This window comes from Levilactobacillus namurensis DSM 19117 (genome assembly GCF_001434785.1).
Lineage (GTDB): Bacteria > Bacillota > Bacilli > Lactobacillales > Lactobacillaceae > Levilactobacillus > Levilactobacillus namurensis.
Window position 1 is genome coordinate 26,808 of record NZ_AZDT01000057.1, and the last position, 13,694, is coordinate 40,501.

Annotated in this window: 14 protein-coding genes and 1 riboswitch; of the genes, 5 read left to right on the forward strand and 9 right to left on the reverse strand. The window is 56.7% G+C overall.

Annotation, left to right across the window (positions count from 1 at the left end; all coding sequences use genetic code 11):
• The first annotated feature begins 9 nt into the window (after nucleotides 1-9).
• Nucleotides 10-918: a LysR family transcriptional regulator gene (locus tag FD30_RS08405; RefSeq protein WP_056944653.1), complete on the forward strand. Its 909-nt coding sequence runs from the start codon at nucleotides 10-12 to the stop codon at nucleotides 916-918.
• A gap of 96 nt (nucleotides 919-1,014) precedes the next feature.
• Here FD30_RS08405 and FD30_RS08410 read toward each other — a convergent pair whose 3' ends face one another.
• The 3 genes from FD30_RS08410 to FD30_RS08420 all read right to left on the reverse strand — a co-directional run bounded on the left by FD30_RS08410 (nucleotide 1,015) and on the right by FD30_RS08420 (nucleotide 2,128).
• Nucleotides 1,015-1,251, reverse strand: a complete 237-nt coding sequence (locus FD30_RS08410; protein ID WP_056944654.1) for a DUF2922 domain-containing protein — start codon at nucleotides 1,249-1,251, stop codon at nucleotides 1,015-1,017.
• A gap of 22 nt (nucleotides 1,252-1,273) precedes the next feature.
• Nucleotides 1,274-1,471 carry a hypothetical protein gene (locus tag FD30_RS08415; RefSeq protein ID WP_024747203.1) on the reverse strand — a complete coding sequence of 66 codons (198 nt, stop codon included), beginning with the start codon at nucleotides 1,469-1,471 and terminating at the stop codon, nucleotides 1,274-1,276.
• Nucleotides 1,472-1,576: 105 nt separating this feature from the next.
• Nucleotides 1,577-2,128, reverse strand: coding sequence for an RNA polymerase sigma factor (locus FD30_RS08420; RefSeq protein ID WP_024747202.1), 552 nt, complete (start codon nucleotides 2,126-2,128; stop codon nucleotides 1,577-1,579).
• Nucleotides 2,129-2,421: 293 nt separating this feature from the next.
• Between FD30_RS08420 and FD30_RS08425 the strand changes: the two genes are divergently transcribed.
• Nucleotides 2,422-3,504: a hypothetical protein gene (locus FD30_RS08425; RefSeq protein WP_056944655.1), complete on the forward strand. Its 1,083-nt coding sequence runs from the start codon at nucleotides 2,422-2,424 to the stop codon at nucleotides 3,502-3,504.
• Here FD30_RS08425 and FD30_RS11565 read toward each other — a convergent pair.
• From FD30_RS11565 to FD30_RS08450, 6 genes are all read right to left on the reverse strand, one after another.
• Nucleotides 3,501-3,827 (reverse strand): hypothetical protein, encoded by a 327-nt coding sequence (locus tag FD30_RS11565; RefSeq protein WP_147000023.1) that lies wholly within the window; start codon nucleotides 3,825-3,827, stop codon nucleotides 3,501-3,503. The genes FD30_RS08425 and FD30_RS11565 overlap by 4 nt on opposite strands.
• 468 nt (nucleotides 3,828-4,295) lie before the next feature.
• On the reverse strand, nucleotides 4,296-6,221 hold the full coding sequence (locus FD30_RS08430; RefSeq protein WP_056944656.1) for an ABC transporter ATP-binding protein/permease: 1,926 nt from the start codon (nucleotides 6,219-6,221) through the stop codon (nucleotides 4,296-4,298).
• Between the two features lie 85 nt (nucleotides 6,222-6,306).
• Nucleotides 6,307-6,954 carry a thiamine phosphate synthase gene (gene thiE, locus FD30_RS08435; protein WP_056944657.1) on the reverse strand — a complete coding sequence of 216 codons (648 nt, stop codon included), beginning with the start codon at nucleotides 6,952-6,954 and terminating at the stop codon, nucleotides 6,307-6,309.
• The gene (gene thiD, locus FD30_RS08440) at nucleotides 6,954-7,769 is read right to left on the reverse strand and encodes a bifunctional hydroxymethylpyrimidine kinase/phosphomethylpyrimidine kinase (protein WP_056944658.1); all 816 of its coding nucleotides are present in this window, start codon (nucleotides 7,767-7,769) and stop codon (nucleotides 6,954-6,956) included. The genes thiE and thiD overlap by 1 nt, the downstream gene beginning before the upstream one ends.
• 26 nt (nucleotides 7,770-7,795) lie before the next feature.
• Nucleotides 7,796-8,584, reverse strand: coding sequence for a hydroxyethylthiazole kinase (gene thiM, locus FD30_RS08445; RefSeq protein WP_056944659.1), 789 nt, complete (start codon nucleotides 8,582-8,584; stop codon nucleotides 7,796-7,798).
• A gap of 127 nt (nucleotides 8,585-8,711) precedes the next feature.
• Nucleotides 8,712-8,814, reverse strand: a riboswitch (TPP riboswitch).
• Nucleotides 8,815-8,861: 47 nt separating this feature from the next.
• Nucleotides 8,862-9,698, reverse strand: coding sequence for an oxidoreductase (locus FD30_RS08450; protein WP_056944660.1), 837 nt, complete (start codon nucleotides 9,696-9,698; stop codon nucleotides 8,862-8,864).
• Nucleotides 9,699-9,887: 189 nt separating this feature from the next.
• On the opposite strand from FD30_RS08450, the gene rlmD reads away from it, so the two are divergent.
• The 3 genes from rlmD (at nucleotide 9,888) to FD30_RS08465 (ending at nucleotide 13,357) form a co-directional block, all read left to right on the forward strand.
• On the forward strand, nucleotides 9,888-11,327 hold the full coding sequence (gene rlmD / locus FD30_RS08455) for a 23S rRNA (uracil(1939)-C(5))-methyltransferase RlmD (RefSeq protein WP_082604868.1): 1,440 nt from the start codon (nucleotides 9,888-9,890) through the stop codon (nucleotides 11,325-11,327).
• 71 nt (nucleotides 11,328-11,398) lie between these two features.
• Nucleotides 11,399-11,830 carry a DUF2628 domain-containing protein gene (locus tag FD30_RS08460; protein WP_024747195.1) on the forward strand — a complete coding sequence of 144 codons (432 nt, stop codon included), beginning with the start codon at nucleotides 11,399-11,401 and terminating at the stop codon, nucleotides 11,828-11,830.
• A gap of 672 nt (nucleotides 11,831-12,502) precedes the next feature.
• On the forward strand, nucleotides 12,503-13,357 hold the full coding sequence (locus FD30_RS08465) for a DUF368 domain-containing protein (protein ID WP_056944661.1): 855 nt from the start codon (nucleotides 12,503-12,505) through the stop codon (nucleotides 13,355-13,357).
• Nucleotides 13,358-13,694 lie beyond the last annotated feature (337 nt).

A 13,694-nucleotide genomic window follows, 5' to 3' on the forward strand; every position in this document is an offset into this window, starting at 1 on the left:
GTGTTAGGCGTGCTTCCCTTTGCCTACCGTGTCTTTCAGGCCATTATTCAAGAGCATACGTTTTATCGGGCAGCGCAGGTCCTAAACGTGACCCCATCGGCCATCAGCCATTCCGTCAACCAACTGGAAAAGGAGCTGGGCTTCACCCTCTTCATCCGCAGTCGCTCGGGCGTCGAACTGACCCCGGACGGCCAGGCCATCCAGCCCCTGATCCAGGACATCATCAACGCCGAGGACCGGCTGGAACAAGCCGCCGCGAACATCAAGGGGCTCAACGCCGGGTCCGTACGGCTGGGCGCCTTCTCGTCAGTCTGCATCAACTGGCTGCCCCCCATCATTCAAAACTTCAAACAAGATTACCCGAAAATCGCCATCAACGTCGAACAGGCCGACTTCAGTAGCATCGCCTCCGCGGTCAAGACCGGCCGTCTCGACCTGGGCTTCTCCGCATTACCGGTGACCGAAAAACTAACGGTCCTACCACTGATCAAGGATGAAATCTACTGCATCACGCCAACCGACTTCATCCCCGCCAACCGGACCACGGTCACCGCAGCCGACCTGGTCGACCAGAACTTCATCCTCCAACGGGGCGACTACGACAAGGACACCAAAGCCGCCTTGGACCACTACCAGATTCAACCCAACGCCCTGCGCTTCTCCATCGACGACCAATCAATCCTGGCCATGGTCGAAGCCGGTATGGGCATGGGCATTTTACCAGAACTGGCCCTCGAGCGCATCAGCGGGGACGTCAACGTCTACCCGTTTGACACCCGCTTCTACCGGACCATCTGCCTGGTGGTCAACAGTGAACAGGCCAAGGCGCCATCGACCGCTAAAATGATTAAGGCCATCACCAGCTACGTGACCCAGCATTACCCGGATAAGATCTTGCACCACCCCCATATGAGTTAACCAAAAAAGTCGGCCATCCCCAGGATGACCGACTTTCTCGGTTGTGTCGCGATATTTCTGATCTGACTTACGGACTTAATTCCTAGACCGCCAGCGTTAAGCGGCTGGTACGGGCTCCGCCGCTGGGAACGGGGTCTTGGTAGTCTCAACGATGTTGGCCGCGACAGGTTGGTCGTAGAGGGCTACGTCGCCCTTGGCGAACAACTTGGCCGCCGCCATCTTCAACATGGTCTCCTGGACGTCTTCGGCACTCAAGGTTTCGTTGACGTATTTCAACCGCAGGTACTTGATCCGGGTGTCGGCACTCTTGAAGCTCATTTCTAAAGTTTTCATGGAATCTTCCTTTCGTTAGGCCCTAGGCAACGTCATTTTGCGTGGTGACCGCCGCATGTTGGAACGGCAGGCCGGTCAAAGTGGCGAGATAGCCGCCAAACGTCTCAACGGCTTCGGGCGTGGGGTTCGCAATCCCGTTAGCCAGCGTGATGCGGATGGGATGTTGCGGGTCGGTGCCCAGGTTGAACGTGATGGTGGTCTTCTTCCAAGTACTTTGCATGGGTGAATCTCCTCTCGAATCCGTAGTGTGTAAGTCGGTTGGCCAACCCTTACATGCCTACTAACGAAATTCGCGGGACGTTTGTCACCCCCAATTCCCACTTTTTTAAAATTGGTCGAAAAACTCTTGGGTCACCCGGCGTAAGAGGGCCCGCCGCCAACGGTAAACGGTCTGGCGACTGACCCCGTGGTGGGCTGCGAGTTCGGCAGCGCTCCGGTGGTCGATCAACGTACCCACCAGGTACCGCCATTCCCCCAGCGTCCCGGTGGTCCCGACTACTTGTAAGAGCCGCAAGCGGTACTGCCGGGCGTGGACCAGGTCCTCTAAGCGTTCGGCAACGGGGACCGCCGCCAACGCAAGCTCGGGGTCGCCTGTCTCCTGGTGGTCCTGGTGGCGCCAAGCCTTCCGCAACTGGTCCAGGATTCGACGGTACAGGGCTAGCTGGGCGTAGGCTAAAAACTGGTGGGGCTTGGTCTGCGGGTCCTCCGGAAAGGCCCGGTAGATGGCGGGAAACGCCAAGCGGCACTCCTGCACGTAGTCGTCAAAGTCGGCATGAACTGGCGAGAGGTGTAAGCGACTCAGGGCACCATAAATAATCTGTTCGTGGTCCCCGCTGAAGAGAAAGGCATACGCCACGGCATCGGTATTGTTCGTCATTTTTTTGAACCATCCTTTTATCTGATGATCCATAGCGCTATGGTCGAGACCAGTTTAGCGAATCTCTCCAACCACCGCGAACCACTGGCATTGACGGGTAAAACCGTATATCTAGGAGTCTAAAAATTAAATTATTCGTATAGCCTCCAACGGTTGGCTAACCATTAGGGATTGCTACCCGCACCTCCGAAAGCGTTTTTTCTGCAAATCGGCGTCCCGATTGCTACAATTAAATTTTTAGGTTGTGGTATAACTAAAGAAGCACATAAATTATTTTTAGGAGACGATGATCAATGCAACATCTCATCAAGCTGGCCTGGTTAACCGCGACCCTGGCTGGCGCCCTGTACTTAAGCGGCACCACCGCAACAGCCGCGGTCAAGACCTACACGCAATCCGGTAACGCCTTGCGGGCCTATAACGTTTCGCGCTATTCAACCGTCAATAACCGTAACCTTTTCGTTAAGCGTTACGCCTTTACAGGAACGGGCTCAACGGTTACCAGTACCCGGGGCAAACGTGCCACCTTCAAGACTAACTTTCTCCTCCCCTCAGACTATGACCGCTCGGCTAAGAACTGGCGTAACCCGCAAAGCATGGTGTTAACCCCCAACGGCAAGACCCTCTACATCTTAAGCACCAATCACGCCAACCGGGGATTCATCGCCAAGTACGACCTCGCCGCTCTTATGCGGCTGGGAATCACGGGCCAACATGTCGCTGCACTGGCCACCGCTGGCGCAGACCACGCGACCCAGTCCTTATCGCCTAAAGACCGTCAAATCTTAAAGCACGTCCATATCGGCCCCACGTTTGCTTGCGGTCACGGTCAGTCACTAGCCTTGAACCCCAAGAACCACCAGCTTTGGTTTGTAGGCGCCAAGGCCGTTCATAGTAACGTTCAGCAGGTCAGTACCAGGACCCTCAAGCCCATCAAACGCATCAACTTCACCTTAAAGCATACCGTTCCAATGGGAGAAAATTTAACGTTTGACAAACACGGTAACGCCTACTTCTACACCTACTCTAACGGCGGCTGGGCACCTAAGGGCACCGTTAAACTCTACCAAGGAAAAATTGGTCAAAAATCCGTCAAGTTTCACTTAATCATGCAGGGTCTCCGGCACCGCCCCGGAACCAAAAACCAATCGTTGGCTTACAATCCCAAGCGTAACCGGCTCTACTTCGTCAGCGATGGCAGTATCTCCTCCATCCCTGTCAGTAAACTGGGGCACCTCAAAGCTCGCCAAGTCGAAGCCACCAACTTCAACGGCCGTCGTGAGTTCGAAGGACTCCAGTTCACCAGCAACGGCACCGGCTACCTCTTAACCAACCGATCCGCCCAAGTGATGAAGACGACGCAAAAGACTTACTAACCACAAAAAACCGCCGCAGCACTCAATCCCTGAGTACTGCGGCGGTTCGTCGTAGAAATCCCGTTATCCCGACGTGATTTCCGGTCTAGTGGCGGGTGGCTTCCCACCACCAGGCGTCCCACAATCTGGTCTTCACACCTGGCCGACCCTTCCCGGTGAACGGTCGGCCACACAGACGACAACTTGATCAACGTTACCAAGACCAGCTTGTGGTCAGCTCCGGTTCGAACGACCCGCCCGCTTAGGCGGAACCTGTGACCGGGGGTGTCGTCAGCTTCCGAATAACTGCCGGTGAGTTGACGACAACTCTTCCATTCTAGCACGCTCCTCGCGCGGGGAACACGGGAACACCCCCAGAATTTTCGGTTGTCCGCCCCGAACCCGATCCTGGTGCTGGTTTCATCGGTCACTTAACCAACCCCCGTCACGACTTTTTAGCGGTTCATTAGGCCCTTAATCAGCCAGCCATCAGCCGTTTCATTCCCTAAACTAGTTTGTGCAAGATTTAATTGCCTAGACGTTCTCGCGGACCGGTTTTTAGCGAGCCAAGTTAATTGGCAATGAAGCGGTTTCATGCTACTATGTACTTGTAAAGCCGGGTTTAGTCATCCTGACTTCTCATTTATAACACCGTAGCCAATCACGCCACCGTACCTATCTTGTGGCGTGATTGGTTGTTTTTTCGCTTACTTTTTGGGGTGACACTTTTACTCAACCGTTACGATAAGTCCTTAAACCATGTAAAAAAGCCTTGAGGAGTCCTGCCCCTCAAGGCTTTTCGTAACGCATGCTTATTCGTAAGCTAAGGCTTCAATGGGATCCAGTTTAGCCGCGCGACTGGACGGTGCCAGGGCCGCGATTAGACTGATCACTACGGAGACCACGATCCCGAAGACCAGGTAATTGCCCGTCACGGAAACGATGGCGTAGCCGATGTACTTGTTCGCGATGTTGTTCGCGAAGAGTGCGACTAGCTCGGTAAAGACCAATGCCAGAATACTGGAGAAGAGTCCCAGGAAGAAGGCTTCCGACAAGAACAGGTTCTTGACGTCGCGCTTCCGGACCCCTAACGCCCGCAGAATCCCGATTTCCTTGGTCCGCTCGGAGACGCTGATGTACAGCACCACGATGATCATGATGGCGGAGACTAACAGCGAGATTCCGGCAATCGCAGCCAAGACGTAGAACGCCAACTGGATGTAGGTGTTCAGCGTCGAGACGATGGCGCCCGCCCCCGTTAATTGATACTGGGCCTTGCCATCACTGTTCTTCATCGCCCGAATCTTATCTTGGACTTTCGTGACGTTGCTCAAGGAATCGATCATGACCGTCGCGAAGTTGGCCCGGAAGGTCAAGTTCTTGCTCTGGTACATGTTCTTGATGGTCTGGAGGTTGGTCTGAACCTGACCGCCGCTCCCGTCACTGACCCCGCTGACCTTAAGCGTCTTGGTCATCACGACTGGCAAATGGTGTTGATCCATCGCCGTCAACGAGACCTTGACCTTCTTACCGATCAGGCGGTACGGATGCTTCTTATTGAACTTCTGGGCGAAGGCCTTGCCCAGCATGACTTCACCGGTCGCTGGTCGGGTCCCCTTCTTGACGCTCTTAGCCAGCAACTGGTCACTGACCGTCTGAACCATCTGCGCCGTCGAGGTGGTCCCGTTACTCTGGACCTGGGCACCCTGGGTGAAGAAGCCCAGTTGGACCTTCTTCACGTGGGACAGCTTTTTCAGTCGCTGCACGTCGGCGTCCTTGATCTCGAGTTTCTTGACGTTCTCACTATCGGTCTTCTGGGCCACCTGAACCGCGGTGGGTTTAATCTGCGAATAGATTTCGTGATTAATGTAGCCCTTGACCCCTTTTCCCAGTCCCAGCATCAGGATGACACTGAAGATCCCGATGGAGGCTCCGAAAATGATCAACAGGTTACGCCCTAGGTTATAGCGCATATGTTGCAGGGCCATCCGGACCGTGGCGCCGAAGCCCAAGTGTTTGGCCGGCATCTCAGCGCCGTCCTTAACCGGGAACGGATCCTTTAGCGCGGTATCGTGGTCGATGACCCCGTCGGCCATGTGCACGATACGCGTCCCGTGGTCAGCGACTTCCTGGGAGTGGGTCACACAGATGACCAACTTCCCGCTGGCCGCGATGTCGTCCATCAACGCCAAGATTTCCTTCGTGTTCTGGGAATCCAGCGCCCCGGTCGGTTCGTCGGCGATGATGATGTCCGGGTCCGACGCTAACGCCCGCGCGATGGCGACCCGTTGCTTCTGGCCCCCGGACAGTTGGTTGGGGTGCTTGTGCCGGTGTTCCTTTAAGCCGACCTGGTCCAGTAGGTCCGTGGCCCGGTCGCGTTGCTCCTTGCGGCTGAGCTTGGTCATCTGGAGGGAGACCATCACGTTATCCAGGATGCTTAAGTGGCTAATCAGGTTAAAGTTCTGGAAGATAAACCCAATCGTCTGGCGCCGGTAAGTATCCAGTTGCTTGGTGGACGCCTGACGCAACGACTGGCCGTTGAGCAGCACATCCCCTTCATACTGGGCGTCCAACCCACCGATGATGTTCATCAAAGTGGTCTTCCCGCCACCGGACTCGCCCAAGATCGACACGAACTCGCCGCGGTCGAACTCAAGGCTGATGCCCTTTAACACGGGGAACTCTGACTTGTTCATCCGGTAGGACTTGCGGATATCCTTTAGTTCTAGAAAGCTCATAGATTAAACTCCTTTAAAAACATAATGACCTACACGATAACCTTTTTACCCGCTAAAAGCAATTAATTCACCGGCACCTCGCACCCTAAAACGCCGCCAGCATCCCCTGAACCGCGCGTTCTGGTTGCGGATTGCGAGTCAGCAGCGTGATCACCGCGACCCCCGCCGCACCAGTCTGAGCAATCGCCGGCAACGACTCTTGGGTGACCCCGCCGATGGCCACGATTGGCACGTTAGCCTGGGCCACCAAGGCCTGCAGACCCGCCGTTCCGATCACGGGGTCGGCGTCGTCCTTGGAGACCGTGGGGTAGATGGGCCCACTACCGATGTAGGCTAAGCCCGCTAACTGGTTCGCCGCCGCGACTTCCGCGGACGTCGAGCAGGACAGTCCCACGAACATCTGCCGGTCCTTCGTGGCCGCCAAGACCTGTTGGATCCGCTCGTCACTCTGGCCCACGTGGACGCCATCCGCATCCAACGCCAGGGCCATGTCGACGTCGTCATCGACGATAAACGGCACGCTGGCGGCCCGGCACTGGTCGCGTAAGTCGCGGCCTAGCGCGAGTCGTTCCGCGGGTGTCAGGGTGCTGGCGCCCTTATCGCGGAACTGGTAAGCCGTGATGCCGGCTTGTAACATCTCCGCTAGAACCACGCGGAGGTCTTTTCCGGGAACGTCTTGGCTCCCCGCCACAAAGTAGGCCCGTAATAGGCCTGGTTCAAACGTCACTGACATTAGATGGTGCCTCCTTGTCCGTAAGCCCAATGATTCAACGGTCCGTGCCCGTGGCCCACCTCAATTGGGTGGGCGATGGCTGCGGTCACGTAGTCTTTCCCTAATCGAATGGCGCTCTCAAAGTCGTTACCCTTGGCGAGTTCAGCCGTGATGCACGATGACAGGGTGTCGCCAGTTCCGTGAGTCCGCACCGTATCGATTCGCGGCGCACTTAACCAGAACGACCGCCCGTCGGCCAACAACACGAAATCACTGGCCTTGTCCGGTGTGGCCTCGTGACCGCCCTTGATCAGGACGTTCTTGGCCCCCATCTCCTGGAGCTTAACGGCGGCCTGTTCCATCTCCTCCGAAGTGGTGATGGTCAGACCCGTGAGGCGTTGGGCTTCCGGCAGGTTGGGCGTCAAGACGTCGGCCAGTGGCACCAGCTCCTTTTGGACCGTGGCAACCGCGTCATCGGCTAACAACGCCGCGCCCCCTTTAGCAATCATGACGGGATCGACCGTCAACGGGCCAAAGTGGTACTTCTTCAAGTTCTCGACCACGATATGGACGTGTTCGGCATCCGCCAGCATCCCCGTCTTGCAGGCCCGAATCTTAAAATCAGCGGCCAGAGACGCGAATTGTTCGTCGATCAGCTGCTTAGGCAACGCCATGAAGTCTTGGACCCCCAACGTATTCTGGGCCGTCACCGCCACGACCACCGCCGTCCCGAAGACGTGGCGCTCCTGCATGGTCTTCAAGTCGGCCATGATCCCGGCACCGCCGCCACTATCGGTTCCCGCGATGGTTAGTGTTTGTGGAAATTCATTGGTCATACTTACTCATCCTTCCTGCACCCTACTTAATGGTAATTAGCGATGGCTTGAATCTCCGCCACCGTGGTGAATTGTAAGGCATCTAATAATTTCACGATAAAGGTTCCCGACCCCATCCGGTCCTGACTGCTAGCCACCGACTGGCCAATCGCCGCAAAGACTAAGCACGCGGTCTGGGCCGCTTCAAAGGCATCGTCTTCGACCGCACAGAAGGCCCCCACGATGCTAGACAGCATGTCGCCGGATCCCACGTGGGTCTGGAACAGTGGCGTACCGTTTTCCACCTGGACCGTGCGCGTCCCATCAGTGATGACGTCGGTCGGCCCGGATAAAATCACCACGCACCGTTGCTTCTGCGCACAAGTCTGCGCAATCGTGACCAGGTCCCCGGCGCCTTCGCCGGCATCGATGCCCTTGGCTTGCCAGTCCAGACCAGCTAAAGCCGCGATTTCGCCCGCATTTCCCCGAATCACGTCGGGGTGGACGGTCCGCAAGAGTTCCGTGGCGACCTGCTTCCGGTAAGCCACCGCGCCCACGGCGACCGGGTCGATGACCAGCGGCTTGTGGGCCTGGTTGGCCAATTGACCGACCGCGGTGATCTGCTTGACCTGTGGTACGGTAAACGCCCCCAGGTTCAGGCAGACTGCCCCCGCCAGGCCGACCATTTCACCGGCCTCGGCAACCTCTTCGGACATGATGGGTGACGCCCCCAAGGCGTTAAGCCCGTTGGCCACGTCTTGAACCGTGACGAAGTTGGAAATGTTAAAAACGATTGGATTTTGTTCGCGTAACTGATCCAGTAAAGTTAACTTCATAAGTATTACTCCCCGTATTAAGTAGTTGGCGGCCAGTTCCAAACGCGTTTCGGCCCCGGCACGCCGTTGGTCTAACCCTAAACGTAAAACGCCACCAGCTCACGAACAGGTCGTGGTCTGGTGGCGTTGTTTCCACAAAACACGTTCCCTTCGCAAGTCTTAACTTGAACAGGTTCCAAGGGATCGCAGCTCTGCATCTCAGCCCGTGACGGGCACCCCTAGTGTTAGATTATCTTTAGCATATCCGTCTTGGTCAACGGCGTCAACGGTTCTCGCGTTAACGGGTAATCCGTTGGGCGGCTTGACCAACTACCCGCCAGATGCGGTCGAGTGCCCGGTCACTCAAGCACTGCCGCAACCAAAGAATCGAGCTTCCGGCACCCGCGTGGTAGCGGGTCTTGGGCCGCCGGGATAAGGCCGCCCGGTCCGCCAAGCGCGCAATCACCTGGGGGCCACTCGCAAAGCGCTTGGCAGCCTTTAAGATTGCCACAGCCTGGGTGGTCGTGGCGGCGTAAGGTCCCGTTCCCGACGCGGCTTGTAAATGGTCGCTGGCAATATCGGCCCACTCGGATTGGATACTTCCGGGTTCGATCACCACCACGTCAATGCCGTGGGGCCGCAGTTCGAACCGCAAGGCATCCGACAGGCCTTCCAAAGCGAACTTGGAAGCCACGTACCAGCTCGCCAACGGCTGGGCTACTTTGCCATCAACCGAAGTCACGTTGATGATCCGGCCGGCGTGTTGCTGGCGCATCATGGGCAGGACCGATTGAATCAACCGGGCGGCACCGAACAGGTTCACGTCGAACTGGGCTTGGGCCTGGTCGATGGTCAGGTCCTCTAGGGCCCCTAAGAGGCCGAAGCCGGCGTTATTGACCAGGATGTCAATCCGCCCCGTCTCACTGACGATGCGATTGACCGTGTGCTCGACACTCTGCGCATCGGTCACGTCTAGCGGCAACGTGGTGATTCCCAGGTCGTCGAGGTCGTTCATCCGTTCGACCCGCCGGGCACCGGCATAGACGGTGACCCCGTTACGATGCAGACTCTTCGCAATGGCGTTCCCGATTCCCGAAGACGCGCCCGTGACCAACGCCACTTTACGATGATGCATAAGAAAGCCCCCTTGAGTAATGAGTTGATACTCTAATTGTACCCAAGCGACCGCCATTTTTCTATGGAAGCGGCTCCATTTTTTCATCTTTTTCACCCCTTAATCGCTAAGCCCCCGCCTAGTGGGAATCTCTGGTATAATGGGGCAGGATTATTAGGTTTTACGTCAACAGTATATAGGAGAAATTAAATGGCAAAATACGAATCACACCGTTCCAACTACCGCTCCGGTCACCAGCGTCACGACCGGCACGAAACCCCGCAGATCGACGTGGAAGTCGGCCAACGCTTCCCCCTGACCATCAAACGTATGGGCATCAACGGAGAAGGTATCGGGTACTACAAGCGCATGGCGGTCTTCGTTCCCGGCGCACTGACCAACGAAGAAGCCGTGGTCGAAGTCACCACCGTTGCCCACCGGTTCTTACGCGGGAAGATCCACCGGCTGCGCAAGGTCAGCCCCTACCGGGTGGAACCCCGCGACAGCTACGCCGATCAAGTCGGCGGGTTCGAACTGGAACACTTAGCTTACCCCCAACAGTTACAATTCAAACGCGACATCGTCCGTCAGTCACTGGAACGCTACCAGCCCCGCGGCTTCAAGGACTACGATGTTCGACCGACTCTGGGCATGGCCGACCCCTACGCTTACCGGAACAAGGCCCAGTTCCAGGTCCGCAAGACCGCTGACGGGACCGTTCAAGCCGGGCTCTACGCCGAACGCAGTCACGACCTCGTCGACCTGCCGACCTGTTCCGTCCAGATGCCCGTGACCATGACGGTCATGCGCGCCCTGGTCACCATGCTCCAAGACCTCGAGGTGCCGATCTACGATGAGGAACACAACTCCGGTATCGTTAAGACCCTAGTGGTCCGCGCGGCCGCCAACACCAACGACGTGCAAGTGGTCTTCATCACCAACTCCCAAAAGCTCCCGCACAAGCACCAACTGCTCTTGCGGATCGCCGACGAATTACCGCAAGTCACGTCCGTGATGCAGAACGTGAACCCGGGGAAGACGTCCTTGATCTGGGGCGACCAGACCCTGCATCTGGCTGGCGCAGACGCCATCACCGAAAAGCTGGGCGGCCTGGCCTTCAAGCTGTCCGCCCGGGCATTCCTACAGTTGAACCCAGCCCAAACCGAAGTCCTCTACGACCAGGCCCGGAAGGCCCTAGACCTACAACCGGGGCAAACTGTCGTGGACGCCTACTCAGGAATCGGAACCATCGGGTTATCCCTGGCCAACACCGCCAAGGAAGTCCGGGGGATGGACGTCATCCCCGAAGCCGTCGCGGACGCCAACGCTAACGCGGAAGCCAACGGCATCACCAACGCCCACTACGAAGTTGGGACCGCCGAAGACGTGATGTCCCAGTGGGCCGTGGCTGGTTTCCGACCGGACGCCATCGTGGTCGACCCGCCCCGCACCGGCCTGGACGAGACGCTGATGGACACCATCCTAGCCGTCCACCCCGAAAAGCTGGTCTACATCTCCTGTAACCCGTCCACGTTAGCCAAAGACCTGGTCACGCTAACCGAGGATTACCGCGTCGACTACATTCAATCCGTCGACATGATGCCCCAGACGGCACGCTGTGAAGCCGTCGTCAAGCTGTCGCAACGATAGATTAATAGGCAGTTCTCGCATTTCGTGTTAGACTTTTATTAACGATTTTAGTTAGAAAGTTGGCTAATGACATGCAAGATCCTTTTAAGGGCTTTAACGATAACAACGACAATAACAACGGTAATGGCCCTCAAGGACTACCGTTGCCCCCGAACTACGCGACCGTGGTGAACCCGGAGACCGGGAACATGCGGATCGCCAAAGTCGGCTTTGCGTGGATTGCCCTTCTATTCCCCGTCGTTCCGCCCATTTTTCGGGCCGACTGGTACAACCTCCTGTGTATCTTAGGGGTCAATGCCGGCGTGCAGATGATTCTGATGATGACTGTCGGCAATAACGCCGAAATTGTCGGCCTGGTTCAACTGGGCCTGGAACTTCTGTGGGGGTTCATCTACAACATGATGTACTTCAAGCACTTGTTCAATAAAGGGTTCGTTCCCGCGGATGAACGCTCCCGTGACTTATTGACCAACGCGCACTATTGGAAGGCACCCAAAAACTAATTGATTTTTCTGGCCGGCAAGCTTTGTTTGCCGGCCTTTTTGATGGCTTTGTTTGCTTTGTTGGCGTCGATGTGCGTTGTCATTCGCCTTACCGGGTCCCCAGACAGGGCTGGAACGCCGTGGGCACCACTTCGAGCCAAAGAGCGGTCTCGAAGCTGGGCCTTATTCTAAGCCGGCTAAGGAACACCGACTAAGAATAATTTCACGGCTGAGCCCTGTCTGGGGACCCTCACGGCTTACGGTTGTACGGGTAATGGGGGGCATCCCCGTTAGAAATATTTACTGTGTGCGGTCTCGCCAGCCGATAGGGCCCAGCCAGTGAAATTAGCGTTAGGCCAGCGGGCTTCTGGCCTTAGGCTAAGGCCGAGCTTTGAGATTCGCGGTCTTGGCGAAGCTCAAAGTCGTGCCCACTGGCGTCACGGCCCTGCCAATCGGCTGGCGAGACCGGATGGGAGCCCCCAACTCTGGGGACCCGGTAAGACGAATGAACACCTCTTATGTGGGACAAAGACTAGTTCCGGCAATGCGGGTTGATTTTTCGCTGGAGCGCACGCCTTTTTCAAGAAAAGGCTAAATTTATACCCCGGTTGACGAATTCTGTTGCTTCCCCCCGCTAACCTTGATACACTGACGTCATTGACGACCACCGTTTTCGGTGCCAAGGAGGACCCTATGACGCAACGTAAATCCGGATTTGTAAGCCGCTGCCTGAAAGGCATGATCATCGCCCTCGGTTTCATTCTCCCCGGTGTTTCCGGCGGTGTCCTAGCCGCCATCCTAGGCCTTTACGAACGCCTACTCAGTTTCATGGCCCACCCAACTAAGCGCTGGCGCGAGGACTTTCCGTTCTTTCTCCCCGTGGGTATCGGCGGCCTGTTGGGCATCGCCCTACTCTCGGCACCCCTAGCCTACCTGTTGACCCACGCCCAAGTGGTGGTCCTCTGGGGCTTCGCGGGCGCCATCATCGGAACCCTGCCCGCACTGACCGCCACGGCAACCGCTCGGTCGCCCCGTGACGGGATCGACTGGCTCTGGTTCCTGGGAACCCTGGTCATCGGGGGCTTCGGCCTGTATTTTATGAGTGACCTCTTGGGCACCCTCCCCGCCAACTTCATTGGCTTCCTAGTGGCCGGCGGCTTGATTGCTTTAGGGGTGCTGGTCCCTGGCCTGAGCCCGTCTAACCTCTTACTGATTCTGGGGCTGTTCGGGCCAATGTTGACCGGGTTCAAGCGCTTCGACTTATTGGGCGTATACCTGCCCATCGCCATTGGTGCCCTGATCACGCTGGCCGTTTTCGCCAAAGGCGTGGAGTTCTTACTCCAGCATTACCACTCCCGGGTTCACCACTTTATCCTGGGCCTAGTCGTGGCCAGCACTGTCCTGATCCTGGTGCCCAACCCTTCCGCCGCCGAAAGTATCTCCTACGCCCACGTGACGTTGACCACCTGGCTGGCTAGTCTGGTCGCCTGCATCGCCGGGGCCGCGTTAGGCTGGTGGATGAGTCGACTAGAAGCTAAATACAAGTAAGTAGCGTGCGCCAACGCGTAGTAACGCCGTAAGCGGAGCTGGCTGCCTTGGGGTGCCCGTTTCTGCACTGTATCTGTCCACCCATCATAAATTAATTTGTAAGACGCTTAGCTTGTGCTCCGCGCGAATCGGCCTAAAATGAGAACCATAGTTGCCGGCAGACATGATTCGCCGGCCACAACTATGCAGCTAGACAGAATCTTTCCTTTACCTTCCTTGTCCCACTCAACTCAAAATCGGTCCGCAACGTCCTTGATGGGCACTGCGAACCGATTTCTTTTGGTTCTATGATATTTGGTGTTGATGGATGAAATCCATCAACACCATTTTTATGTAC